Here is a 26003-nt window from a genome sequence, read left to right on the forward strand (position 1 = left end):
CGCCCCGAGAAATCAAGGCGAGACTGGCCAAGCAAGGTCGGTCCCGGGTCAGTCGGCCTCATCGGGCAGAGGAGCGGGCCTCCGAGACGGAGGCCGAGGACGAATCACCGCTGACGGATCGGAGGTGATCCCAGCGGGACGATGGCTCGGCGAGCCATCAGGGACGGGGCACTCGCTGGCACCCCCCTCGCGCCTGGGCGATCCGTCATCCGCCCTTCCTCTGGCCGAGCATTAGTCGAGGATCAGCTCGTCCTCCTCATCCTCGTCCCGGAGCTCCGGCTCGGCGGGCCCGCGCCAGTCGTCGTCGGAGACGATGACCTCGGAGACCGGGAGCGTCGGGTCCTGGTCGACGCGGAGCGTCTGGCGGTAGGTTTCACCGTCGACGTCGAGGATGACGCCGTAGGTCCCGGGAGGGACGGGGGTTCCTCGGGGGGTTCGGCCGGCGGCGAGGCCGGCGAGGCCCCCCCGGCCTTCGGAACGACGGGTCAGGTCCCAGATGACCCGGTGCAGTCCGGGCCGGCGCGAGGCGCGCAACGACTGCACCGCGTCCCCGGCCGCGTCAACGATCTTCAGCGAAACCTCGTCCGCCTCCTCGAGGAGGCTGTAATAGATCACCCCACCGCTGACCGGATTGTCGCCATAGAACTTGCGGTTGGTCCCGCCTCGGCTCGGCTCCCGCTTCCAGCGCACGGCGGGGAGCGGGTCAAATAGGTGAGCGTCGGCCGAGAGGACCTCCTCCGTGAGCTGTTGGAGCGGAGTCACGTCGAGCACCCACAGGCTCCGGCCGTGTGTGGCGGCCACGATCTCGCCGGCGGTGGGATGGACGGCGACCTCATGAATCGCGACCGTCGGCAGATGGCCGCCGTCGAGCGTCTGCCACGACGATCCCCGGTCGACCGAGAACCAAAGGGCGAACTCGGTCCCGCAGTAGAGCAGATCCTCGTTCCTCACATCCTCCCGGAGGCACCGGGTCGATCCACGGGGCAGGTTGGCCGTGATCGATTCCCAGGTCTGGCCGTAGTCCTCGGTGACGAACAGGTAGGGGTGATCGTCGTCGTTGCGGTGGCCGTCGACGGCGACGTAGCAGCGGCCCGCCTCGAACCGAGAGGGCTCGATCGTGCTGATCCCCCTCGGCCCGGGAAGGCCGAGCCGGTCGGTGACGTCAACCCACTGGACACCACCGTCGCGCGTCACCCAGAGCGCGCCGTCGTCCGTACCGACGTAGAGCACTCCCGGATCGACGGGCGACTCTCCCAGCGCGGTGGCGCTGCCGCGATCAGTACGGGTGATCTCGGGGGAAATCATCGCGAGGTCATCGCCGCGATCGAGCGACTTGAACACGTAATTTCCCGCCGCATAGTAAATTCTCGAGTTGTGTGCCGAGAGTCGGAACGGCGAGTTCCAGTTCCACCGATAACGGACGCCCTCTTTCCTCGGCGGCCGGATTCCGGCCCGCTCCCCCGTGCGGAGGTTGATGCGCTGCAAGGCCCCGTACTGGCTGGTGAAGTAAATCTGGTCGGGGTCGTTGGGGTCGACCTGGCACTGGAAGCCGTCGCCGCCGCCAATGCGGAGCCAGTCCTCGTTCGCCGGCCCCTCGCCGTTGCGGGTGGCCACCGGGCCTCCCCAGGTGCCGTTGTCCTGGAGGCCGCCGTAGGCGTGATACAGCCGCCGGGTGTCGAGAGCGACGTGGTAGAACTGCCCCAGCGCCAGGTGGTTCAAGTGGTCCCAGTTCTCGCACCGGTCGTAGGAGACGTATGTGCCGCCGTCGGTGCCAAGGATGAGGTGCCGGCCGTCCCGGGGGTCGATCCACAAGGCGTGATGGTCGGCATGGACGTCCCGGCTGGCGTCGGCGGAGAAGGTCTTGCCGCCGTCCCTGGACCGGTACAGGGCGATCCCGAGCACGTACAGGAGCTGATCGTCGTTCGGGTCGACGCGCACCTTGCTGAAATACATCGGCCGAGTGTTGAGGCTATTGATGCGAGTCCAGGTCTCGCCGCCGTCGGTCGACTTGTAGACGCCTCCCGTCTGGAAGCCCTCTTCCCCTTGCTCGTCCTGCTTGTTCTCCTGCTGGCCGCCGAGCGAAGCCCCGAACGGCCGGTCGGGATCACCGCCCTGGCCGCCGCGTTCGGCGAAGGTCAGCTCGAACGTCTTCTCCTCGTCTCCCCGGCGGGCCTTGAGCGACACCGTGTCCCCCGCCGCCTTCTCTCGGATCACGTCGATGAGGTCTTGATACGTCTGGACCTTCTTGCCGTCGATCTCCGAGACGATATCCCCCGCCTGGAGGCCCGCCCGGGCCGCGGGGCCCTCGGGGGTGACGAGCGTCAGGCTGGCGCCGGCCTCCGCGTCTTGCCCCTGAATGCCCATCAGCGCCGGCTTCTTCCCCTCGGGCTCCTTCGGCCCCTCGCCGATCCGCTCCGACTCGACGATGGCGAAGACCACGTCCGGGTCCTTGCGGTACCAGTCCAGGCCGATCCTCCCCAGCTTGCAGGTCGGCAGACCTTCGGTCAGCCGGGTGAAGCGCTTGCCGCCGTCAGTCGTCTTGTAGATGCCCGCCTTCTGGCCGAACTTCACGGCCGGATCGCCCACGTCGAACTCGTCTCGTCGGCGCTCGTAGGCAGCCACTAGCAACGTGTCCGGCTCGTTCGGGTGCATCACGGCGTCGATGATGCCGGTGTTCTCATCCAGATAGAAGACCTTCTCCCAGGTTTCCCCGCCGTTGGTCGTCTTGTACAGCCCTCGCTCCTGGTTCGGGCCGTAGAGCCGGCCCAGGGCGCCAACGTAGACGATGTTCGGGTCGGTCGGATGGATCAACACCTTGCCGATCTGGTAGGTCTCTTTCAGCCCCATGTTCGTCCAGGTCTTGCCGCCGTCGGTCGACTTGTAGACCCCGTCGCCGTAGGAGACCGAGTTCCTCGGGTTCTGCTCCCCGGTGCCGACCCAGACGATGTTCGGATCGGACTTCGCCACGGCGACATCACCGATCGAGACCGTCGCCTCGCGGTCGAACTGGTGCTCGAAGCTAATACCGTTGTTCGTCGTCTTCAGCAGGCCGCCGGAGGCGGTGGCGACCCAGAAGGTGCTCGGGTCGTCCTCGACCACGGCCAGCGCAACGATCCGGCCCCCCATCGCCGCCGGGCCAATCTCCCGCCATTCCAGCGCCTCGACCCACTTCGGGTCGACCTTCGGCCTGGCCGGATTGATTTCGGTCTCGGCCTCCTTCGAGGCCGCCGCCTTAAGCTCCTCAAGCTGCCTCGACAGCGACTCGATCTGCGCCTGGATCTCCTCGATCTTCTTCGCCGACTCCTCGCTTTGCCTCGCCTGAACCGGCATCGGCATCGAGGCAAGCGCGAGGATCGCCAGGCTCAAGGACGCCCGCCGCCCTGACCATCGCAGGCGCCGGGACCAAGTCAATTCCATCATGATTGCAATTTCCATGAGAACGGAAACCGACGCGGGCGGGGCGAACCGAACCGCGCAGCCACCCAGACTTCCCCATCTTACTTGAGCGTTCGACCGAGAGAACCTGGCCCAAGGGAATTCGTCGGAGGATTCGGCACCGTGGTTCGGGGCCGCATCCCGGCTGGGAGGACGGCTGGTGATCCGATATCATGGATCAGCATGAGCGATCTTCCTGAGGACCCGAGGCGTTCGATGACCCCCGCCGAAGAATTGGCCAACGCGCTGAGCCACGGGCTCGGCCTGGTGGCGGCGCTGGTCATCTCCCCGTTCCTGGTTTCTGGGGGCTGGGAGGTCGGCGGCGCGACCGGGGCTCTGGCGGCGCTCGTCTTTTGCACCGCGATGATTTTGGTCTACCTCTTCTCGACGGTCCATCACGCCTGGCCGGACGGGCTCCGCAAGCAACGGCTGGAGGTGCTGGACCGGGCCGCGATCTTCCTGCTGATCGCTGGCACTTATACGCCGTTCACGCTAGGAGTGCTCCGAGGCGTGTGGGGTTGGCTCCTGTTCGGGGCGGTCTGGAGCCTGGCTGTGGTGGGCGTCGTGCGGACGATTCTCGGAGGGGTCGACCGGCCCTACCGGGGGACGAAGCTCTACCTTGCGATGGGATGGCTGGTCTTGCTGGTGATTGGCCCCGTCAGGGAGCGAATGCACCCGACCGGGCTCTCTCTGATCGTGGCCGGTGGGGCGGCCTATACGGTAGGGGTCGCGTTCTACGTCGCCCGAAGGTTGAAGTTCAATCACTTGATCTGGCATCTGTTCGTGCTCATGGGGTCGGCCTTCCACGTCTTGGCCGCCCTGTGGTACTCGGCCGTCTGACGGCGAGCGTCGTCAGTCGCTTGACGCGGCCCCCGGCCTCGGGGAACCTGAGGGCATCGCTCCCGGCCCCGAGGCGCCCCGAGGCCCGTCCCCTGTGCACCGCGAGTACGACCCGACGCAGATGGGGCTCGGCCATGTCGTCGAGTCGCATCATCACCACGATCACGACCATCACCCGGGCCACGATCGGGGGCACGACCACGATCATGACCACGAGGCCGAGCGCCGCCGACTGATTGTCACGACCTGGGCGGTCGGTCTGCTGCTCGCGGGGCACCTGCTGCTGCCGCTTTGGTCGAGCGACTGGGGCCGGCCGTTCGGCGTGCCGCTCGGGCTGCTGGCGGCGATCATCGGCGGGGGCCGGATCGTCTTCCACGCCCTGGAGGCGCTGTTCGCCGGCAAGGTGGGGGCCGACATCGCGCTGGCGATCGCGACCGTCGCCGCCGCGCTGGCGGGCGAGTACTTCGTCGCCGCCGAGGTCGTCTTCATCGCTCTGGTCGGCGAGTGCCTCGAGGCGTATGCCTTCGGTCGAGCGCAGCGGGCGATCAAGAACTTGCTCGACCTGAGGCCCGCCTCGGCCACCATTCTTCGCGACGGCGCTGAGATCGAGATCCGAGCCGAGCAGATCGCGGTTGGCGACGTGCTCGTCGTCCGCCCCGGCGAACGCATCGCCGCCGACGGCGCCGTCGTCGCCGGCCGCACGGCCGTCGACCAGTCCGCCCTCACCGGCGAGGGGATGCCCGTCGACAAGGGGCCCGGAGAACCCGTCTACACCGGCACGATCAACCAGTTCGGCCGCATCGAGGTCCGCGCCGAGAAGGTCGGCGCCGAGACGACGCTGGGCCAGGTGATTCGACTGCTCTCCGCCGCCCAGGCACGGAAGTCTCCCCTGGAACGCACCGCCGACCGCTTCGCCCGAGCCTTCCTCCCGGCGGTGCTGGTGTCAGCGACGGTGGTCTTCCTCGGGACGAATGCCGGGGCGGTCTGGTCGCTGGCCCGGTCAGGAACGCTCGGAGGCCGATCGGTCGATGTGATGCCGACGCTCGCCGTGCTGGTCGTCGCCTGCCCTTGCGCCCTGATCCTCGCCACTCCGGCCGCCGTGCTGGCGAGTCTGGCCCGCCTGGCGCGCTCCGGAGTCCTGGTGAAGGGGGGAGCGGCGATCGAGCGGCTGGCGAAGGTCGATTGCCTCGCCTTCGACAAGACCGGTACCCTCACCGAGGGCCGTCCCGAGCTAGCCGACCGTCGCACCTTCGGGGGCTGGGATCCCGACGGCGTGCTCCGCCTTGCCGCCGCCGCCGAGCGGTCCAGCGAGCACCCCCTCGCCAGGCTCCTCGTCACGGAGGCCAACCGAGCCGGCCTCGACCTTCCCCTCTCCGACGACTTCCTCGCTCACCCCGGCGCCGGCGTCGAGGCGAAGGTCGAAGGCCGCTCCATCCTCGTCGGCAACCTTCGCCTGTTCCGGGAGCGGGGCATCGCGGTCGCCCCCGAGGTCGAGGAGGCCCTGGACGCCCTCGACGAGTCCGGCCAGACCGCCCTGCTCGTCGCCGTCGAAGGCCAGATCGTCGGCGTCCTCGGCGCCCGAGATCGCGTCCGGGCCGAAGCCCACGACGTGGTGCACGCCCTGAAGCACCTCGGGCTGAAGGACCAGACCATCCTCACCGGCGATCGCCTCGCTCCGGCTCGGGCGATCGGCAGGAAGGTGCACATCGCTCAGATCGAGGCCGAGCTGACCCCCGCCGCCAAGGCCGAGTGGATCCATCGCAAGCAGCACGAGGGCCGCATCGTCGCCATGATCGGCGACGGCATCAACGACGCCCCCGCCCTGGCGATGGCCGACGTCGGCATCGCTCTCGGCGGCGTCGGCACCGACATCGCCGCCGAGGCCGGCTCCATCGTCCTCATGGGCGACCCGCTCATGCCGCTGCCGGGAGCGATCGAGCAGGCCCGGCGCACGGTCCGGAATATCCGGCAGAACATCATTCTCTTCGCATTCGGCCTGAATGCCATCGCGGTCATCCTCGCTGGCCTCCGCGTCCTCGGCCCGGTGGCCGCCGCCGTCGTTCACCAGATCGGGTCGTTCCTCGTCATCCTCAACGCCATCCGCCTGCTCGGCTTCGAGGGCTGGCGCCAGTTCGGCGTTGTGAGGGCGGGCGAGCGGTTCGTCCTCGCTTGCCGATCCTGTCGGCCGTCGGTGGTGCGAAGCTGGGCGGCTCGCCATCGTCGGGCGCTGATCGGTGGCTCCGCCACGATTGCAATGGTCGCCTATCTCGGCTCGGGCCTGACCATTATCGAGCCCGGCGCCGTCGGCGTTCTCCAGCGCTGGGGAGCCAGGCGCGACCCGATGCTCGGTCCGGGGCTGCACCTGCGCTGGCCGAGGCCGATCGAGCGGGTCACGGAACGGGAGCCCGAGCTCATCCGGGTGGCTCGAGTCGGCCTTGTCGGATCGACGGTGACGAACTCGCCGACCGGCGCCGTCGCCTGGAGCACCGAACACGACTCCTCCTCCGACGAAGACGCGGCCCTCTTTCTCACCGGCGACGAGAACCTCGTCGAGGTCGCTGGCGTTGTCGAGTACCGACTGACCGCCCAGGCCGCCGCCGACCTCCTCTTCGGGGTCGCCGCTCTCGATTCTGTCGTCCAGGCCGCCGCCGAGGCGTCCTTCCGAGAGGCCGTGGGGAAGTCGGCTCTCGAATCGATCCTCGTCTCCGACCGCCCCGAGCTGGAGGCCGAGATCGGCCGCCGCATCCGGGCCCGACTGCGACGCGCCGGCGTCCCCGTCGCGGTCGAGCGGGCCCGGATCGTCGATGCCCACCCGCCTCGAGCCGTCGTCCCCGCCTACCGAGACGTGGCCGCCGCCGTCTCCGACTCGGAGCGCTACCGCAACGAGGCGATCGGCTACGCCGAATCGCGCCGATGGCTCTCCCTGGGCGAGGCGAGCGAGGCCCGGGACCGCGCCTCGGCCTCCTCCTTCGCGCTGGCCCGGGCCGCCGAGGGAGCCCGAGACGCCTTCCTCGCCCAAAGCTCCGCCCGGGCCAGCCACCCCGGACTGACCGACTTCCGCCTCGTCCGAGAGGCCCTCGCCGCCGGCCTCGCCGGCCGCCCGAAGCTGATCCTCGACCCTCGCGCTCGAGGCCGCCGTCAGGTCTGGCTCGCCGATCCCGACCGCTTCGGCCTCGAGCCAGCCGCGTTCTCCTCCCCGGCGACCGAGGCCCAACCGATCGAACCTTTCGACGAATGATCATTCATATGACTTCAACAGCGTTCACCAATCACGAACGCCCGCTGCTGGGAGCTCGGGGATGACCCGCACCGCGATCCGTTCCGTCCTCGTCGGGACCGCCCTGGCGGCCCTCCTCGCGGCCTTCCGGACTCTCGTCGTCGTCGACCAGGCCGAGGTCGCCTATGTCACCGAGTTCGGGAGGCCCGTCCGGCTGATCGAACGGCCCGGCCTCACCTTCAAGTGGCCGCACCAGAGCACTCGACGCTTCGACAAGCGCCTCCAGGTCGATTCCCCTCCCCCCCGCGAAATGCTCACGCAGGACAAGAAGAACCTTCAAGTCGCCTGGTCGATCGCCTGGAAGATCGCCGACGTCGACACGTTCCTCGCCTCCGTCCGGACGATGCCCGATGCCTCCGCTCGCCTGGAGGACCTCGCCGCCTCGGTCCTTGCCGCCGAGCTCGGCGGCCGAGATCTTTCGGGGCTCGTCGCCGTGGGAGAATCCTCAGCGCTGGAAGCGCTCGCCGATGATGCCCGCCGCCGAATCGACGACCAGGCGGAGTCGGAATACGGGGTCGAGGTCGTCGACGTCCAGTTGCGCCGGCTGAACTACCCGGTCGAGGTCCGCGAAGCCGTATTCGAGCAGATCCGGGCCGAGCGCCGTCGCGTCGCCGCCGCCACTCGGGCCGAGGGCGAGAGCCAGGCCCGCCAGATTCGATCCGCCGCCGACCTGGAACGTTCCAGGATGCTCGCCGAGGCCGAGGCCGACGCCGCTCGCCTCATCGGCGAGGGAGAGGCCGCCGCCACCCGCATCGCCAATGAGGCCCACGCCGCCGACCCCGACTTCTACCGCTTCCTCAAAACACTTGACGCCTACCGAGCCGCGATCGACGACCGGACGACCCTCGTCCTCTCGGCCGACAGTCCCTTCCTCAAGCTCCTGACCGAAGGGATCCCCGAACCTCCCGAGCCGCCGAGCGGCCCCGGCATCGCCGCCGAGGCCCCCCCGGCGCCGGCAACCGCGCCGGCCTCCGATCGGGACGAGCACGGGGCGACCGGCGAAGGGGAAGACTGATGCGTCGCAGAGTGCTCGGAAGCATCGTCGTCGCCCTGTCCGCGTTTGCGGTGAGCGGGGTGCGGGTGATCCGGCAGGACGAGGTCGGTGTCGTCCGCCGCTTCGGCGCCGTCCGTCCCGAGCTGTGGGGCCCCGGCCTGCACTGGGGGTTGCCCTGGGGGATGGACCGCGTCGACCGGCTCCAACCGGGCAAGACCCGATCCCTCACCATCGGGGACGATGGCCAGACCGCCGCCCCGCTCTCCCGACGGCCCGACCCCGAGGCCGACGACGTGCTCACCGGGGACCTGAACCTCGTCACGGCCCAGGTCACCTTGCAGTACCGCGTTTCGGACCCCACCCGCTTCCTCTTCGCCTCGACCTCCATCGAGGACGCCCTCTCCCGGGCCACCGAGGCCGCGTTGACCCGGGCCGTGGCCTCCCGGCGAGTCGACGACGTGCTCACGACCGGCCGCGCCGAGGTGGCCGACGCGATGGCCGCCCTGATCCAGTCGACCGCCGACCGCCAGGGGCTCGGTGTCTCCATCCGAGCCGTCCGGCTCGGCCGCGTCGCGCCCCCGGTCCCTGTGGCCGACGCCTTCGCCGACGCCGCCCGAGCCCGCAGCGACCGTCGCCAGGCCGTCTCCGAGGCCGAGGCCTACCGCGATCGCACCCTCGCCGACGCCCGAGGCCGTTCCCGGGAGATCGCCGACGCCGCCTCCGCCGCCCACGACCGCGCCGTCCAGCTCGCCCGCGGCGAGGCCGACCGCTTCTCCTCCGTCCTGACCGAGGCCGCCCGCTCCCCTGACGCCTCCCGTCGACGCCTCTACCTGGAGGCCATCGCCGAGCTGCTCCCTCGCGTTGATCGCACCGTCGTCGTCGACCCCGGTGAGGCTGTGGACCTCGGCCTCTTCGCTGGCGGACGCGGGCCGGCCGAGAGCAACGCCAAGCCCTGAGAGCCTCCTCCCGCTCGATCATCCGGGAGGGGGCAGCCTCTCTCATCCGCAACGATTTCCGGCGAGCCTGTTTCAGCCCCGGATGTGACCGTCGCCGAAGACGATCCACTTGCTCGTCGTCAGCTCTCGGAGCCCGCACGGTCCCCGGGCGTGGAATTTGTCGGTGCTGATGCCGATCTCCGCCCCCAGGCCAAGCTGCCCGCCGTCGTGGAATCGGGTGCTGGCGTTCACCAGCACGGCAGAGCTGTCCACCTCGGCGACGAACCGCCGAGCGGCGGCCAGGTCGCTGGTGACGATCGCCTCGGTGTGCCCCGAGCCGTGCCGGGCGATGTGCTCGATCGCCGCGTCCAGATCGTCGACCACGGCGACGGCCAGGATCAGGTCGAGGTACTCCGTGTCCCAGTCCGCTGCGGTCGCCGCCTTCATCGCGGGAACGATGGCACGGCTCGCCGCGTCTCCGCGCAGCTCCACACCCACGTCGGTCAGCTCCCGGGCGACCTCCGGCAGGAATCTCGGAGCGATCGCCCGGTGGACAAGCAGCGTCTCGGCGGCGTTGCAGACGCCGGGCCGCTGGGCCTTGGCGTTGACAACGATGGCGGACGCCATCGTCACGTCGGCCGACGCATCGACGTACACGTGGCAATTCCCCTGGTAATGCTTCAGCACAGGCATCTTCGCCTCGGCCACCACCCGGCGGATCAGGCTTTCGCCACCCCGGGGGATCGCCAGGTCGATGCACTCCGGCATGCCGAGCAGCAGTCCGACCGCCTCGCGGTCGGCCATGCCGACGTACTGCACCGCGTCCCGGGGAAGGCCGGCCGCGTCGAGCTGGTCGGCCAGGATCGCATGCAAGGCCAGGTTCGTGTGCCGGGCCTCCTTGCCTCCCCGGAGGATCGCGGCGTTCCCGCTCTTGACGCACAGAGAGGCGGCGTCGGCGGTCACGTTCGGGCGGCTCTCATACATCATGAAGATGACGCCCAGCGGGACTCGGATCCTGGACACCTCCAGCCCGTTCGGCCTGCGATACGCCTCGATCACCTCGCCCACCGGGTCGGGCAGCGCCGCCACCTCCTCCAGGCTCGCGGCGATCTGGCCGATCCGCTTCACGTCCAGCCGCAGGCGATCGACCGCCGCGGCATTCAGGCCGAACCCTGGCGCGGCCTCGACGTCCCTCGCGTTGGCCTCAAGGATCGCATCGGCCCCGGCGCGGATCGCCTCGGCCGCTCCCCGCAGCCATCGGTCCTTCGCCGCTCCCGACGCCGAGGCTAGGGACCGGGACGCGAGCTTCGCCCTCCTGGCGAGTGTGCGGCACTGTTCCACCAACGAATCCGAGGCAGCCTGCACGTTCATCGTTCGAATTCCAGCTGGAGAGAATGCTCAATCGTGATGCTTGATCGCCGACCAGACCTTCACCGCGTCGGCCATCGCGGCCACATCGTGGACCCGGACGATGTCCGCCCCGGCCTCGATCGCCAGCAGCGAAGACGCCACGGACGCCGCGGCCCGGTCGCCCACGCCCCGGCCGGTCAGGTCGCCGAGGAACCGCTTGCGCGAGGTCCCGACCAGGATCGAGCAGCCGATCCCCTCGAGGCGGCCGAGCCGGCGGAGCAGCTCCCAGTTGTGGTCGGCCGTCTTGCCAAAGCCGATCCCCGGATCGACCGCGATCCGAGACCGCTCGATCCCGGACGCCTCGGCGCGCTCGACGAGGCGGGCGAGTTCGTCGTAGACCTCCGTGACCACGTCGGCATACGTCGGGTTGCGCTGCATCGTCTTCGGGGAGCCCTTCATGTGCATGAGCACGACCGCCGCCCCCGACTCGGCCACGATTTTCGGCATCCGGTCGTCGCCCGAGAGCCCCCGGATGTCGTTGATCACCGAGGCTCCGGCGCGGAGGGCCCGCTCGGCCACCTCGGGCTTGGTCGTGTCGATCGACAGCGGCACACCGATTCGGCCGGCCAGCGCCTCGACCACCGGAAGAACGCGCCGAATCTCCTCCTCCAGCGGTACCGGATCGGCCCCCGGTCGGCTGGACTCGCCCCCCAGGTCGAGCAGGTCGGCACCGTCCGCCACGAGCTGTTCGGCCCGGGAGACGGCGGCATCCAGATCCGGCGCGAGGCCGCCGTCGGAGAAGCTGTCCGGCGTCAGATTGAGGATGCCCATGACCGCCGGCCGCTGGACGATCCGGCCGGGCAGGTGCCAGTCGGCCAGGCCGATCAGGGAGCCGAGCAGCAGGAATACGAGCAGCAGGCCGATCGCCGTCACGTTCCCGTCTTTCGATCGCTCGATCGCCCGGGCGCCGGCGCCCCCCGACCGGTGGCTCGGCCGAGCATGGAGCGATCCGGAGGGCTCACCAGGGCTCTTCCATCATGTTAACGATATCGACCGCCGCTCGGCGAATCGCTTCCTGGTAGGCGAGGAAGGCCGTCTCTCCCGGCTCGGGGAAGAAGGGGACCGACTGCGAGAAGCGGACCACGGGCGGGTCCTTCTCCGGGTCGCCACCATCCCGGACGTCCTCCCACGAAACCTCGACCGTCATGTCGGCGAAGATTTGCCGGGGCAGGTTGTTCGGGTTGACCACGGTGGTGTACTTGGTTGTGAACAGGACGGTGCCGGAGAGAATCGTGTCGGCCTCCTCCCGCGAGTCGACCACCTTGTAGGGCGTCCGCCGCTCGATCTCCTTGATGACCGCTTCGGTCAACATCAGGTTCACGTCCTCCCGGAAGGAGAACGAGCGGAAGACCGGGACGTAGACCGTCCGGATCGACTCGTCGAAGGGAGCCCGCAGCGAGTAGCCGCATCCGGCACCCGAGGCGGCGGCGAGGCAGGCGATCGCGACGATCAGGACCGGACGCCTCGCGAGGGTGCCGGGGCCGGATTCGGGTCGAGCCATCGGGGGCCTCCTGTGCCGGCCGTTGGCCGGGAGCCTGTTGGGCTCGCGTCCCCCCTCTCCTCCGAGGGGCTGCGACGCGAGGGTCATGGCTCATCCAACATCAGCCATCTCGTATCCGACTGCGATCATGCGGTCGGGCTCACGGCCCGACCGACCCTCCCGGACCGAGTGATCCCAGGTTCCCCGAGCTGATCCCCTGCGAGAACGGATCGCTTGCGCCGGGCTGGGTCATGGTCTTCAACGGCGCCGATTCCTTCCTCGGCATCGTCGCCAGCTCGGCGAGCTGCTGCTTCGCCTTCTCAGCCCAGGGGCTTCTTGGCCACTTCTGCGTGATCATGCCGAAGTAGTACTCGGCCGAGATCACGTAGCCGGCGCTCCGGAAGTATTCGCCGTAGGAGTACGCCCGTTCGGCCTCCTGGTCGGCGATCAGATCGAGCTTCCGGTACAGGTCGTCTCCCTTCTCGTCGGTGGTGCTCGCCCGGCGCTCGGGGAAGAGCTGCATCGTGCGCCGGACGGTTTCCCTCGCCTCGGCCAGGCCGCTGAAGTCGTACTCGGGGCCGATGTAGGCGTTGAGCTTCGAGTCGACGCTGGCGAGCAGCGCGTCGTGCAGCAGGGGGCTCTTGGGGTGGTCGTTGACGAGCTGATCGTAGTAGAAGGCGGCGTTCTCGAAGTCCCCCGAGGCGGCGTAGTGGTCGGCGATCAGCTTCACGGCGTCGTCGGCCAGCGGGCCGGTTGGGTCGTTCTGGCGAACGTGCTCCAGCACGGCGACGGCGTGCCCTCCCGAGTCGATCAGCGGCAGGCTCCCCTTGAACCGGGAGTGCCAGGGCAGGGGAGGGCGGTCCTCCGAGGGGCGAACCTGGTTGAGCCAGATCTGGGCGATCTCGAATTCCCGGGCGACGGCCTCGTCCAGATGCGGAGTGCCGGGATACTGCTTGAGCAGTTCCTCGAACGTGTCGTGCGCCTTGACGTAGTTCCCCTGGCGGAACCGGATCTCGCCAAGGTAGTAGAGCGCCTTCATGCCCCAGGGGGAGCGACTTGGGTCGTATTGCTCCAGGCTGGGGACCGAGCCGACCGGGTCGCTCAGCAGGTTGATCTTCGGTCGGCGCTCCCGGCGGGCGATCCGGGCGAAGGCGCGCTCGGCGGCATCGAAGTCGCCTTGCAGATAGAGCTGCTCGGCGGCCTCGAACTCGGCGGCGCGTCGGTCCTGCATCGACTCGTCCTTCTCGGCCCAGCCGTCCGGGCCGAGGATCAGGCCGCTGGCCGGGTGGAGGTCGCCGTCCTCCTTTGGCGATGGCGTACCGACCCAGCGGGACAGGAGTGATCTCGACTCCTCCGGCCCCCCGGCCGTTCCCTTCCTCGACATCATCGGGAGCACCGCGAAGGATCCGCCGGCGCTGGGGGGAGGGCCGGCCTGGCAGCCCGCAGTCAGCAGGATCATCGCGAGCATCGCCGCCGCGACGGCCTCGGCCCGGAAGATCCGGATTCGGGACAGGGGCTCGGACATCCGTGTCTCGCTCCGACGGGTTCGGCTCGGGTGCCGATCGGGCCCGCCCGACCGACTCGACCCGACCTGGCTCGCCTCGCCTCGAACTGGTCCGGTCAGACGAACGGCAGCAGCCTCGGCCTCCGGCCGATGAGGTGGCTGATGACGGCTCCCACGGTCGACCGCACCGGCCCCAGTGTCTCGGGGTCGCCCCAGGTGGCCTTCCACGCATCTCCCGGCGAGGCGAGGGCGCGGATCGCCTCGAGCGTGTCGCCGGAGAGCGTGGCGACGTGCGGTTGGCCCGGCCGGCAGCCGGGGCAAAGGACCCCGCCGGTGGCCAGGCCGAAGGCGACCCGGTCGCCCTCGGTCGGCGAGGGGGGCTGGCCGCAATGAACGCAAGTGTCGAGGGCCGGCATCAAACCCAACTCCCGGAGACAGGCCAGCTCGAACCGGAGAATCCGGCTCGGGCGAGAGACGGGGTCGCCCAGGTGACGGAGCGTCACCCGGCTCGCGTCGAAGAGCCTCGGGTGCGGGTCGTGGCGGTCCGTCAAGGCGTCGAGCAGCTCGGCGACGTAACAGCCCCCGTACAGGGCCGCCGTGTCGTGCGTGAGGGCTTCGTAGCGTTCGGCGAGGACCGCCTCGGTGAGGAGGTCGAGCGCTTCGGACGCCTTGTGGAGCAGTACGATATCGCAGACGCTCAGCAGGTCAAGCCCGCTCTGGAACGGCGACTTCAGCCGCCTCGCCCCCTTCGCCAGCGCCGACACCTTGCCCAGCTCCCTCGTGTAGAGCGTCAGCACCCGGCTCGTCTCGAAGACGTCCACCGAGCGGATCACCAGGGCAAGCGTGCGGATGGCGGCCACGGCGATTCGGCCTCGATCCTCTCCAGGACGCGGCAGTCCTCTCGGTCGTCGAGCGGCACGATCGGATTGCCAGGGCGGGAGTCGATCTCGTGGAAGACGACGATGAACGGCCCTGCATCCGGATTCCCGGCCGCTGGCGCTTGCGCCTGGGCCGTCCCTCCGATCAGCCCACGGACTTCTCCAGACTCGCCCCCGGCCTCAGGTCGATCCGAACCCGTCGGATCGAGTGGTCCCCCACCTCGACGACCGTGAACTCGACCCCCCGGTCCACGAACGAGACGCCCGGCTCCGGCAAGCGGCCCAGCGCGTTGAAGGCGAAGCCGCCGATGGTCTGATAATCGGCGTCGGTGGGCAGGTCCAGGTCGAGGCGATCGTTGAGGTCTTCGAGGCTCATGCCGGCGTCGACCTCATAGAGCGACTCGGCGATGGAGACGAGCGGATCATCCGGAGTGGGGATGTCGTACTCGTCGTCGATGGGGCCGACGATCTCCTCCAGCAGGTCCTCCAGCGTGACGAGCCCGGCGACGCCGCCGTACTCGTCGAGCACGATGGCCAGGTGTACGCGCTGGCGGCGCATCTCGTCGAGCAGGTCGGTGGCGCGTTTGGTTTCGGGCACGCGGAGCGGTTGTCGGGCCAAGCGGCGGGGGCGGAGCTCCTCCAGGGTCGAACCGTCGGCCAGCTCCGAGAAGAGGTCCTTGGCATAGAGTACACCGATGATGTCGTCCCGGCTCTCGCCGTACAGGGGGATCCGGCTGTGTCCCGAGCCGACGATCGCCCGGGCGGCCTCGGGGCCGGGCGTCGAGGCGGGCAGGGCGACCATGGCGGATCGGGGCGTCATCAGCTCGCCGACATCCCGGTGCTCCAGTTCCACCAGGCGCTCGATCCGCTCCCGGGTCGCGTCCGAGAGCTCGTGCTCGGCGTCCTGGTTGGCGCCGGCCGACCGCAGTTCGACCTCGACGCTGACGGGCCTCGGCCGGGCATGACGCCTCGGGCCTCGGCGGCGCAGGACGGCCGCCTCCAGCGCCGAGCCGGTCGACAACATCGGGGTCGCCAGGGCGTTGAGCACACGAACCGCCGGCCAGAGCCGGTCCAGCAGTGACTCGGCGAAGACCCGACCGGCCACCCCGGCAACGACTCTCAGCAGCGTGCCGCCGGCAACCCAGGCGACGATCACCGAGCCGGCGTCCACCCCCGCTGGCCGGTACGCTGCGGCCAGGCCGAGGAGGACGAGCAGGCCCAGCCCCGAGGCCGAGGCGTGCACCGCCGTCGCGCGTTCGGTTGGCTCCCACTCCGCCTCGATCTCATCCGCCCGGTCGGGCCGGCCTCGGGCCGCGCAGACGGCCTCCAGGCGGCTCCGGGAGTAGGTCAGTAGGGCCCGGGAAACGAGTACCGCCAGGCCGTGCCAGGCCGCCATGCCCGCGGTCGCCAGGGCGAACACCCCGAGGGTCAGCGCGTTCAACGACCTCCCTCCCGTCCCGACGACCCGTCGGCGTCCCCGGCGTCGGCCTCCCGAGGAGGGGGCGAGACGCCCAGGGCCGAGAGGACCTCGTCCTCCCGGAGTCGCATCCGGGCGCGCTCCGCCTCGGTCGAATCGTCGTAACCGCAAAGGTGGAGCAAGCCATGGACCAAGTACAACGCGAACTCCGCCCCGGGGTCAAGCCCGCGTTCTGCCGCCGACGTCACCGCCATCTCCCCCGAGATGACCAGGTCCCCCGAGAACTCGGGGTCCCCCGGGTCGGACAGCGGGAAGCTGATCACGTCGGTTGGCCAATCGTGTGCCAGGTGCCGACGGTTGACCTCGAGGATCGCGCGGTTGTCGACCAGGGCGATCGACAGCGAGCCCCTTCGGACCCCCTCCAGCTCCAGGACGCGGGCGGCCATCGCTCGCACCGCCTCCGGGGAGAGCCTCAGGTGGTGCTGGGCATCGCTCAGCTCAATCTCCAGGTCGGGAGAGTCGGCGGTGAAGGGGGGAAACGGCATCGGCTCAGGCGGTCCGCTGCTCAGGGTACTTGACCCGACCGTGGTAGATACCAATCAGTGACTTGATGATGCTCTCACGCACCAGAGCGATCTCCCGGAGGGTCAGGTCGCACTGGTCGAACTGGCCGTCGCGCAGCCGCTTGTCGATCAGGTCGGTGACCAGTCCCTCCAGCCGGGAGGGAGCAGGGTCCGACAGCGCCCGACTGGCGCTCTCGGAGGCGTCGGCCATCATCAGGATGGCGGCCTCCTTGGTCTGCGGCTTCGGCCCGGGGTAGCGGAAGGTGCTCTCCAGGATTGTCGGCGCGTCCGGATCGCCGTCGCGACGGCGATTTGCCTCGTGGTAGAAGTACTCGACCAGCGTTGTGCCGTGGTGCTGCTCGATCAGGTCGATGATTCGGGGCGGGAGGCCGTGCTGTCGAGCCAGCTCGGCGCCATCCTTGACGTGGCCGATGATGATCAGGGTGCTCATCGCCGGTGCGAGGTTGGCGTGCCGATTGACGGCTCCGGCGGTTTGGTTCTCCACGAAGTAGTGCGGCTTGAGCATCTTGCCGATGTCGTGGAAGTAGGCCCCGACCCGCACCAGCAGGCCATCGGCGCCGACCTTCTCCGCGGCGGCCTCGGCAATCGTGCCGACGGTGATCGAATGGTTGTGTGTGCCCGGGGCCCTTCGCACCAGTTCCTGCAGCAGGGGGTGGTTCACGTCCCCCAGTTCCAGCAGGCTGATGCCGGTGACGATGCCGAAGCCTCGCTCGACGAACGGCAGGCTGCCGCCGAGCAGGAAGCCGGTCAGCAGCCCCCAGCCGGCCCGGAGGGCGCTGTCGGAGAGGATCAGCTCCGACGGCTGGTCCTGCCAGAGGCCGGCGGCGATCGAGAGGATCGCGTATCCCACCGCGGCCGAGGCGCCGACCAGAATCGGCTTGGTCCGTGTGCGCACCTCGCCAAGCATGAGGATCGCGGTGGCGGTCCCACCAAGCAGCATGATGAAGGAGGCCAGCCCCGTGCCCAATGCCAGGCTCACCAGCAGGCTGGCCCCGACGGTGAAGACCAACGCGGTCAGTGGAGTGTAGGCCACGGCCAAGAGCATCGACGCCAGGGCGATCGGAATGAGTTCGGCCCCCCAAGGCCGTAGGGCCATCAGCCGGGCCAGCCCCAGCGCGACGACCGCCACACCGCAGAACACCGCCACCCGAGTCGGATCCCGGGCGATTCTCGGCTCGTAGCGGTCGAGCGTGGCCCCGATCAGGCCGTAGACGGCGGAGACGATCAGCAAGAATGCGACGACCCTCCCCAATCGGGCCGCCGGCGACATCGCCCGGAGCGTCGCCTCGTAATCGAGGCGGAGCCACTCGAGCTGCTCCTCGGTGATCGTGTCCCCCTTCTCCACGAGCAATTGCCCACGAGAGGAGGTATCGTACCAGTCATCCACCCGAGACCGGGCCAGGGCGCGGGCCTCGTCGGTCAACTGCTTCTCGTAGTGGAGGGTGGTCGTCGCCGCCAGGCGGGAGGAAACCAGTTCGAAGAGCGTCTTGCCCAGCTCTGGAGAGGTGAAGGCGGCCACGAACTCCTCGGCCACCGGGTAGTCGGGCCGCACCAGGCGGTCGGGCAAGACGCGGTCCCGGTTGACGAACAAGCGATCGCCGTCGTCGAGCACGACCTGGATCATCGTCCCCGATTCCTCGTCCAACGGCAGCAGGTCGCGGCCGAGGACGCCGTGGCGGATGATCGGTGCGAAGGCCTCGGCAATCGCGCGCCGAAGGCCCTCGCGACGCTCGGGGGTGTCGCTGGCCTCGCGCAGGTCGTCGAAGATCTCCTCGTTGAGATCCCAGGAGGCGACCACGTCGGCCGGCAGGGCGTCGACCGTGTCTCGCTTGGCGTCGGCGATGGTGGCGATCAGGTCCTCAAGCATTTTCTGAAGCTCGAGGATCGACGCTGGGCTGTTCGAGAAGATCGGCGGTACGCCCTTGGCGGCCTCGTCGCGCATCAGATTGGTCTGCACGGAGTTGTACCGCCGCAGCTCGGGGACGTTGACGCGCAGGTCCCTGGTGGCGCGTTGGCCGACCCGGTACGAGAATGGCGGTCCCGAGCCGCAGACGATCGCGGCGCTGACCAGCGCCGCCACGATCGCCGGCGCCAGGCAGGCCAGCCGCCGGCGCTGCCGGGCGTGGCGTCCCTTGCGGAGGTCGATCAGCTCGGGGCCGCGCAGCTGCGCGCGTGCGACCTTGGGCTTACGTCTGCCGGGCGTCATGGGTGAGCCTCTGCCGGTCTGCCGGCCGGTGCGGCGTCTCGGCCCTCGGTCACGGGTGCTCCGGGGCGGGCCCCGGCTCCGGGGTGGGGGACGGCCCCGGCCCGCCCAACTCCGGGGCGGAGTCGGGGATCGGGGCGGCCATCATGGCTGGCTCGATGGGGGAGCCAGTGCGTTCGTAAGCGTCAACGATCGCCTGCACCAGGGGGTGCCGGATGATGTCCTCCCGGTCGAGCTTCACGACGCCGATCCCCTGGATCCCTTCCAGCCGGGCCACGGCGTCCGAGAGGCCGTTGGGGGTGCCGGGCTCCAGGTCCACCTGGGTGGTGTCCCCGGTGACGACGATCCGGGCGTCGGTCCCCATGCGGGTCAGGAACATCTTCATCTGGCTCACGGTGGCGTTCTGGCCCTCGTCCATGATAATGACCGCCTCATTCAGCGTCCGGCCCCTCATGTAGGCCAGCGGGGCGATCTCGATCAGGTCGTTGCCCATGTAACGCCGCAGTTGATCATAGTCCATCAGGTCGCGCAGCGCGTCGAGCAGCGGGCGGAGGTACGGGTTGATCTTCGCCTCCAGGTCCCCCGGCAGGAAGCCGAGCCGTTCCCCCGCCTCCACCGCCGGCCGAACCAGCACGATCTTCTTAATCTCTCCTCGGCGGAGCATCGCGACGGCGGAGGCCACCGCCAGGTACGTCTTCCCCGTGCCGGCGGGCCCGATGCAGAAGACCAGGGCGTTCTCCTTCAGCGCCTTCAGGTAGCGCGCCTGGCCATCGGTGCGGGCCCGGACCACCCGGCTCCCTTCCCGGATTTCGACCGTCGGGCCCTCCGGCCCGTCTTCGACCGGGGAGACCGCGTGGATCGCATCGCTCACGTCCTGGGCCGAGAGCATCCCCTGCCGCCGGTACCGGCGGCGGAGTCCCTCGAACACTCGGGAGGCGCGGTCCACCCGCTCTGACTCCCCCTCCACCCGGATCTCGCCGTTGCGGGCCAGTACCTTCACGCCCAGGGCGTCACGCACCTGGCGGAGGAACTGGTCCCGGCTGCCGAAGATCGCCAGCTCCTCGTCGTGATCGGCCAGCCGGATCGTCACTGCCTGCATTCAAGACACCGGGGCGCAAACCGACTACGCCGGGAGACATCGCTTCGACCCGCGCACAGTCGACCCCGGTATTATTGGGAACTGGGGTGCGGGAAGGCAACGGCAGCTCCCAAGGAGGATCCCGGCCGCGATCAGGGGGGCCCGAAGATCAGCCAATAGCCGTAGGCCACCGGCCCGGCGAAGAGCAGCGAGTCGAGCACGTCGAGCACCCCGCCGAAGCCCGGCAGGGTGGCCGAGGAGTCCTTGCGCTCGCAGTCCCGCTTGATCATCGACTCCATCAGGTCCCCGAGCTGAGCCGCCGAGCCAACCAGCAGGCCGAAGCCCAGCACCTCGACCCAGCTGAGCACCGGCGTGTTGAACAGCAGCCGGGCCGCCCCGAAAACCGCCCCCGAGGACAGGATCCCCAGGACCATACCCCCGACGGCTCCCTCGACCGTCTTGTTCGGACTGAGCCTCGGCCAGAGCTTGTGCCGGCCCGCCACCCGCCCGGCAAAGTACGCACCCATGTCCGCCCCCTTGGCCGTGGCGACCAACGCCGCCAGCGGCACCAGGCCGCGATACGGGCTCTCCAGCCACCGGAACTGCACAAGGAAGCTTCCCAGCAGGCCGACGTAGGCCACCGCCAGCACCGTGCCGGCGATCGTCGCCATCGTCCCCCCGGGGTGCTCGAATCGAGCGCTCTGGGCGATAAAGGTGAACATCACCACCGCCACGAACGCCCAGAGCGGCCAGGCCAGCGCCTCAACCGCCGCGCCGGGGCGGTCGTCCAGCCCGGTCAGCTCGGCCACGAGGTGGGGCCCCCAGTTCGAGAGCACCACCGCCAACACCCCTCCGATCACCAGCTCGCGATCCGGCCGGGCGCTGGTCTGCTGGAACAGCGAGCTGATCTCCCGAGCCCCCAGCCCCATGACCACCATCATCGCCAGCAGCCAGAGCGGGAACCACGGGGCGAAGTAGATCGTGTCGACGAGCAGCACCAGGACGAACGCCGCCGCCATGGGGATGCCGATCAGCAGCCGGGTCAGCAGCATGGTCGCACCAGGGGTCCTCGCCGATCCGCTCCGACTCGGCGCCCTGCCCGCCGCGAGGCGCCTTCTCCCAATCTAGCCGGCCAGCCGCTTCGCCGCACCGCCCCGCCCCAGCCCGGCTCGATCCCGATCCCGATTCCGATCCCCATCGGGATCGCACCGATCCGAGGCCCTCGAGGGGAACGCGATGGAGCGGGACTGCCGCTTCGCTCGATCCGAAGGCTCTCCGCCGCTCCCTGATCCGACCTCAGACCGCGCCGTTAGACCGCTCCTTCCGTCGGGGACCGGCCGGGGAGGCCGCCGAACTTGCGCGGGCGGCGGGCGTAATCCAGCACGGCTCGCCGCAGATGCTCGGCCCGGAAGTCGGGCCAGAGCACCTCGGTGACGTGCAGTTCGGCGTAGGAGACTTGCCAGAGGAGATAATTGCTCAGCCGCATCTCCCCGGCGGTGCGGATCAACAGATCGGGATCCGGCATGCCGGCGGTCGACAGGTACGAGGAGAAGGCCGCCTCGTCCACCGATCCCGGGTCGATCACCCCGGCGACGGCGTCCCGGGCGAGCCGTCGGGCCGCCTCGGCGATCTCGGCCCGGGCGCCGTAATTGACGGCCAGACAGAGGGTCATCCCCGAATTCCCGGCGGTCATCGCCGCGGTTCGGTCGTATTCCACCAGCACGTCCTCGGGGAGCCCCTCCCGGCGGCCGATCATCGTCAGCCGCACGTTCTGCTCCATGAGCTCCGATCGCTCGACGATCAGGAAGTGCCGCAGCAGCCGGAAGAGGAACCGCAGCTCCCGCTGCGGTCGCTTCCAGTTCTCGCTGGAGAAGCAGTAGAGGGTGAGCTGCCCCAGACCGATGCGGCAGCCCTCCTCGACCACCGCGCGAACGCTTCGGATCCCGTTGCGGTGGCCGAAGATGCGCGGTAGGCCCTGGGCTTCCGCCCAGCGGCCGTTGCCGTCCATGATGATGGCGATGTGCCGGGGACGCTGCGCCGAGGGCAGGTCCTTCGGGTCGATCGTGGGCTGTGTCGATTCCGAGGTCTCAGTCGGCATGCTCACGCCTGAGGTGCTCCTGCCCCGAACCGGGCGGGTGGGAGGGGCGGACTTCGGCTCGATCACGAGGAAGGGAGGCCCTGATCGGTCCAAATTGTTTGCTCCCGGTCGGGCCCAACGGAGACGATCCCGACCGGGATCCCCAATTGCTGCCCGAGGAAGCGGACGTAATCCCGGGCGTTGCCCGGCAGGTCCGACCAACTCCGGGCGCCGGAGAGGTCCTCCGACCAGCCGGGTAGCTCCTCGAAGACCGGCCGGCACTGGGCCAATCGGTCCAGGTGCGCGGGGAAGGCATCGACCCGGCGGCCGGACGGATCCTCGTAGGCGACGGCCACCTTCAGCCGGTCGATGCCGCTGAGCACATCGAGCAGCATCACCGCCAACTCGGTCGAGCCCGACACCCGGGCGGTGTAGCGCGCCGCCACCGCGTCGAACCAGCCGCAACGCCGGGGACGGCCGGTCACGGTGCCGAACTCCTTGCCAACGCGACGGATGCGCTCTCCCGTCTCGTCATGCAACTCGGTGGGGAACGGCCCCTCGCCCACCCGGGTGGTGTAGGCCTTCACCACGCCGATCCAGCGGTCGACGGCCCGGGCGGGCAGCCCCGAGCCGGCCCAGACCCCCGCCGCGCTGCTGTTGGAGCTGGTGACATACGGATAGCTGCCGTGGTCCACGTCCAGCAGCGACCCCTGCGCGCCCTCGAACAAGAGCCGCTTGCCCGCGGCCATGGCCCGGTGGAGCAGATCCGTCGCGTCTCCCACGAACGGCTCCATCCGGGCGGCCAGGGCCAGGTACTCGTCGGCAATCCGATGCGCGTCCAGCGGCTCGAACTCCTTCAGGAAGGCGGCGAGGTACCGATTCTTGAATTCGACCGCTCGGCGGACCTGCTCGCGGAATCGATCCGGGCGGTACAGGTCGGCGATCCGGATGCCGTGGACCCGCCCCACCTTGTCCCGGTAGCACGGGCCGATCCCGCGCCGGGTGGTGCCGAGCTGCTCGGCCGCCTCGCTCGACTCCTCGGTCAGCCGTTCCTCGACCAGGTGGTACGGCATGATCACGTGGGCCCGGTCGCTGATGACCAGACGGCCCGCCACGTCGACCCCCTGGTCCGCCAGTCGTCCAATCTCCTCCAGGAGCGTGGGAGGATGAATGACCAGTCCGTTCCCCAGCACCGAGGTGATGTCCGGCCGGAGGACTCCCGAGGGCAGCAGCGAGAGCTTGTAGGTCTTCCCCCCCGTGACCACGGTGTGGCCCGCGTTGGCTCCCCCCTGGTAGCGAACGACCAGCTCATGCCGGTCGCAGAGGGCGTCGACGATCTTGCCTTTGGCCTCGTCTCCCCACTGCAAGCCGACGACGCACGTCGATGGCACGGACATTCTCCCGTGATTGCCTGGCTGGGTGCCCCGGGTCGTCGAATCCCGGCGATCCAGTCCCGGAGCCGGGCGATCGCCCGGCGGCTCGGTCGATGGCCGGGGATCGACTGGCTCGACTGCCGACATCCAGGATCCCGACTCCGAAGGTCGACCCTGGTTTTCCGCAACCCGATGATTGAAAGGATCATACGATACGGCTCGCGGCCGTCACCGTCAACCCGGCGGGCCGTCTCCGTTCCCGGGGCGGTCAACCCCGCATCAGCTTCCGGAACTCTCCGAAGAGGTGCCCGCTGTCGTGCGGCCCGGCCGATGACTCCGGGTGATACTGCACGGCGAAGACCGGCAGCCGAGCGTGCCGAAGCCCCTCGAGCGTGCCGTCGTAGAGGTTCACATGCGACACCTCCACGTCCTTTGGGAGGCTCCTGGTGTCGACCGCGAAGCCGTGGTTCTGCGTGGTGATCTCGATCTTCCCCGTGCGTTCGTCCCGGACCGGGTGATTGGCCCCCCGGTGGCCGAACTTCAGCTTGAACGTCTTCGCCCCCAGGGCCTGCCCGAGCAACTGGTGCCCCAGGCAGATCCCGAAGATCGGGATGTTCCGCCGTTCCGCCGCCAACTTGACGAGCGTCCGCAGGTCCTCCACCGCCTTCCCCAGCGCCGAGGGGTCCCCAGGGCCGTTGGAGACGAAGATCCCCGCCGGCTCCAGTTCCAGGATCCGCTCCGGAGCCGTCGAGCCCGGGACAATGGTCACCCGGCATCCCGCCTCGACCAGGTAGCGGGGGATGTTCCGCTTCATCCCGAAGTCCAGCGCCACCACGTGGCACCGATCTCCCGGAGCCGCCTCCCCCTCGATCTGAGAGCGCCGGATCAGATCGGCTGATGGGCCCTCGAACCCCGACTCCCATCGGGAGACGGTGTCGGGCATCACGTCCGTCGTCAGATCGCGTCCGACCAGCCCGGGAGAGTTCCTGGCCTTCTCCACAAGGCTCGCGTCGTCCAGGTCCGTCGTCGAGAGGATCCCCTTCATGGCGCCAATCTCCCGGATCCTGCGGACCAGCGCCCTGGTGTCGATCCCCTCCACGCCCGGGATGCCGTGCCGGACCATGTAGCTCGACAGGTCTTCCCGAGACCGATAGTTGCTCGCCAACCCGCTCAGTTCCCGGACGACGAATCCCCGCACCCAGGGGCGGGCGCTCTCCTCGTCCTCGGGGTTCACCCCGTAATTGCCGATCAGCGGGTAGGTCATCGCCACGATCTGGCCGTGGTACGACGGATCGGTCAGGATCTCCTGATACCCCGTCATGCTCGTGTTGAAGACGACCTCGCCGTCGATCTCCCCGGTCGCGCCGAACGACCGCCCGGTGAAGACCGAGCCGTCTTCCAAGGCCAGTTTCGCGATACCCATCTCGGTCGCTTCTCTCCCCGCTCATCCCGGTCTTCTCGTCGAGTCGAATCATCGTATCAGCCCCCCTCCCCAAGAGGCCAGTGGACTTGCCCCTCCTCGACCGCTTCTCCCCGCTCCTCACCGCATTTCGAGGCCCTCCTCCGTGAGATCTGGTCTTCCCAATCCCCAGCCGCCCGGCCACACTCTGGTCATCCCGCCTGGCCACGGATCGGCCGCTTCCGGATCGAGGAGCCCCCCATGGAATCCTTCGTCACGATCGTCTCCGGCCTGCCCCGCTCCGGTACCTCGATGATGATGCGCATGCTGGATGTCGGCGGCCTGCCGGTGATGACCGACGCCGTGCGCGAGGCCGACGTCGACAACCCCCGCGGCTATTACGAGTTCGAGCCCGCCAAGAAGACCAAGGACGACCCCTCCTGGCTGGAACAGGCCGAAGGCAAGGCCGTCAAGATGGTCTACCAGCTCCTCTACGACCTCCCGTCCAACCGCCGATACCGCGTACTCTTCATGAGACGCGCCATGGAGGAGGTCCTCGCCTCCCAGCGCAAGATGCTCTCCCGCCTCGGCCGCGACGACGGAGGGATCCCCGACGAGAAGATGGCCGCCCTCTTCCGCTCCCAGCTCTCCAAGTTCGAGGCCTGGGCCGCCAACCAGCCCCACCTGTCGCTCCTCGACGTCGACTACAACCGGATGGTTTCCGACCCGATCCCCCTCCTCGCCTCCATCAACGACTTCCTCGGCGGCATCCTCGACACCACCGCCATGGCCGCCGTCGTTGAGCCCGACCTCTACCGCAACCGCGCCGACCGCTCCTGACCGCTCCTCCTGGTCGCCTCATCGCCCCCCAGATCGCTTGACCGTCCTCCATAATTCTCTGAGGACGCCCCGATCTCCCGCTCCCCTCCCTGTGGAGAGAGGGCCGGAGTCAGGGGCCCTCTGCCCGTCCCGGACACTTCGATCGTTCCGACCGAGCAATCCGGGACGGGGCTGAACGCTCTCATCGGAATCCCGGAGCGTTTCATCCCTCCAGGACCCGGTCCGGATGCGCGCCGGGGATCGACCCGAGGCCCACCGGCACCAGAACCGGAGCGGGCC

Annotated in this window: 19 protein-coding genes; 5 read left to right on the top strand and 14 right to left on the bottom strand. The window is 69.2% G+C overall.

Annotated elements, in window-relative coordinates; all coding sequences use genetic code 11:
• Nucleotides 1–231: 231 nt before the first annotated feature.
• Complete coding sequence (locus TsocGM_RS16620; protein ID WP_126726586.1) at nucleotides 232–3420, bottom strand: VPS10 domain-containing protein; 3189 nt, start codon at nucleotides 3418–3420, stop codon at nucleotides 232–234.
• Between the two features lie 231 nt (nucleotides 3421–3651).
• Here TsocGM_RS16620 and trhA point away from each other — a divergent pair, with 231 nt between their 5' ends.
• From trhA to hflK, 4 genes are all read left to right on the top strand, one after another.
• Nucleotides 3652–4275, top strand: a complete 624-nt coding sequence (trhA, locus tag TsocGM_RS16625; protein WP_126726587.1) for a PAQR family membrane homeostasis protein TrhA — start codon at nucleotides 3652–3654, stop codon at nucleotides 4273–4275.
• A gap of 94 nt (nucleotides 4276–4369) precedes the next feature.
• The gene (locus tag TsocGM_RS16630) at nucleotides 4370–7513 is read left to right on the top strand and encodes a cation-translocating P-type ATPase family protein (RefSeq protein ID WP_126726588.1); all 3144 of its coding nucleotides are present in this window, start codon (nucleotides 4370–4372) and stop codon (nucleotides 7511–7513) included.
• Between the two features lie 61 nt (nucleotides 7514–7574).
• Nucleotides 7575–8567 carry a protease modulator HflC gene (gene hflC / locus TsocGM_RS16635; RefSeq protein ID WP_126726589.1) on the top strand — a complete coding sequence of 331 codons (993 nt, stop codon included), beginning with the start codon at nucleotides 7575–7577 and terminating at the stop codon, nucleotides 8565–8567.
• Nucleotides 8567–9502, top strand: coding sequence for an FtsH protease activity modulator HflK (hflK, locus tag TsocGM_RS16640; protein WP_126726590.1), 936 nt, complete (start codon nucleotides 8567–8569; stop codon nucleotides 9500–9502). Before hflC ends, hflK begins: the two co-directional genes overlap by 1 nt.
• Before the next feature lie 72 nt (nucleotides 9503–9574).
• Here the strand turns inward: hflK and TsocGM_RS16645 are convergent, their stop codons facing one another.
• The 13 genes from TsocGM_RS16645 to carA all read right to left on the bottom strand — a co-directional run bounded on the left by TsocGM_RS16645 (nucleotide 9575) and on the right by carA (nucleotide 24908).
• Nucleotides 9575–10852 carry a glutamate-5-semialdehyde dehydrogenase gene (locus TsocGM_RS16645; protein WP_126726591.1) on the bottom strand — a complete coding sequence of 426 codons (1278 nt, stop codon included), beginning with the start codon at nucleotides 10850–10852 and terminating at the stop codon, nucleotides 9575–9577.
• A 27-nt stretch (nucleotides 10853–10879) separates the two neighbouring features.
• Entirely contained in the window at nucleotides 10880–11764 is an 885-nt protein-coding gene (folP, locus tag TsocGM_RS16650; protein WP_233578969.1) for a dihydropteroate synthase, read from the bottom strand.
• 85 nt (nucleotides 11765–11849) lie between these two features.
• On the bottom strand, nucleotides 11850–12392 hold the full coding sequence (lptE, locus tag TsocGM_RS16655; RefSeq protein WP_126726592.1) for an LPS assembly lipoprotein LptE: 543 nt from the start codon (nucleotides 12390–12392) through the stop codon (nucleotides 11850–11852).
• 139 nt (nucleotides 12393–12531) lie between these two features.
• The gene (locus TsocGM_RS16660) at nucleotides 12532–13896 is read right to left on the bottom strand and encodes a tetratricopeptide repeat protein (protein ID WP_126726593.1); all 1365 of its coding nucleotides are present in this window, start codon (nucleotides 13894–13896) and stop codon (nucleotides 12532–12534) included.
• 95 nt (nucleotides 13897–13991) lie between these two features.
• The gene (gene recO, locus TsocGM_RS16665) at nucleotides 13992–14735 is read right to left on the bottom strand and encodes a DNA repair protein RecO (protein ID WP_126726594.1); all 744 of its coding nucleotides are present in this window, start codon (nucleotides 14733–14735) and stop codon (nucleotides 13992–13994) included.
• A 163-nt stretch (nucleotides 14736–14898) separates the two neighbouring features.
• Nucleotides 14899–16194, bottom strand: coding sequence for a hemolysin family protein (locus tag TsocGM_RS16670; protein WP_233578971.1), 1296 nt, complete (start codon nucleotides 16192–16194; stop codon nucleotides 14899–14901).
• Nucleotides 16191–16715, bottom strand: coding sequence for an rRNA maturation RNase YbeY (gene ybeY, locus TsocGM_RS16675; protein ID WP_126726595.1), 525 nt, complete (start codon nucleotides 16713–16715; stop codon nucleotides 16191–16193). Before ybeY ends, TsocGM_RS16670 begins: the two co-directional genes overlap by 4 nt.
• Before the next feature lie 4 nt (nucleotides 16716–16719).
• Complete coding sequence (locus TsocGM_RS16680) at nucleotides 16720–18960, bottom strand: HD family phosphohydrolase (protein WP_126726596.1); 2241 nt, start codon at nucleotides 18958–18960, stop codon at nucleotides 16720–16722.
• 49 nt (nucleotides 18961–19009) lie between these two features.
• Nucleotides 19010–20056, bottom strand: a complete 1047-nt coding sequence (locus tag TsocGM_RS16685; protein ID WP_126726597.1) for a PhoH family protein — start codon at nucleotides 20054–20056, stop codon at nucleotides 19010–19012.
• Between the two features lie 131 nt (nucleotides 20057–20187).
• A complete protein-coding gene (locus TsocGM_RS16690) occupies nucleotides 20188–21087 on the bottom strand; it encodes a phosphatidate cytidylyltransferase (protein WP_233578973.1) in 900 nt (299 codons plus the stop codon).
• Between the two features lie 257 nt (nucleotides 21088–21344).
• On the bottom strand, nucleotides 21345–22133 hold the full coding sequence (gene uppS / locus TsocGM_RS16695) for a polyprenyl diphosphate synthase (RefSeq protein WP_126726630.1): 789 nt from the start codon (nucleotides 22131–22133) through the stop codon (nucleotides 21345–21347).
• Between the two features lie 62 nt (nucleotides 22134–22195).
• Entirely contained in the window at nucleotides 22196–23503 is a 1308-nt protein-coding gene (locus tag TsocGM_RS16700; protein WP_126726598.1) for an adenylosuccinate synthase, read from the bottom strand.
• A 250-nt stretch (nucleotides 23504–23753) separates the two neighbouring features.
• Nucleotides 23754–24908, bottom strand: coding sequence for a glutamine-hydrolyzing carbamoyl-phosphate synthase small subunit (gene carA / locus TsocGM_RS16705; protein WP_126726599.1), 1155 nt, complete (start codon nucleotides 24906–24908; stop codon nucleotides 23754–23756).
• A gap of 237 nt (nucleotides 24909–25145) precedes the next feature.
• On the opposite strand from carA, the gene TsocGM_RS16710 reads away from it, so the two are divergent.
• The gene (locus TsocGM_RS16710; RefSeq protein ID WP_126726600.1) at nucleotides 25146–25724 is read left to right on the top strand and encodes a sulfotransferase family protein; all 579 of its coding nucleotides are present in this window, start codon (nucleotides 25146–25148) and stop codon (nucleotides 25722–25724) included.
• Nucleotides 25725–26003: the final 279 nt, after the last annotated feature.

The sequence above is a fragment of the Tautonia sociabilis genome (assembly GCF_003977685.1).
Lineage (GTDB): Bacteria > Planctomycetota > Planctomycetia > Isosphaerales > Isosphaeraceae > Tautonia > Tautonia sociabilis.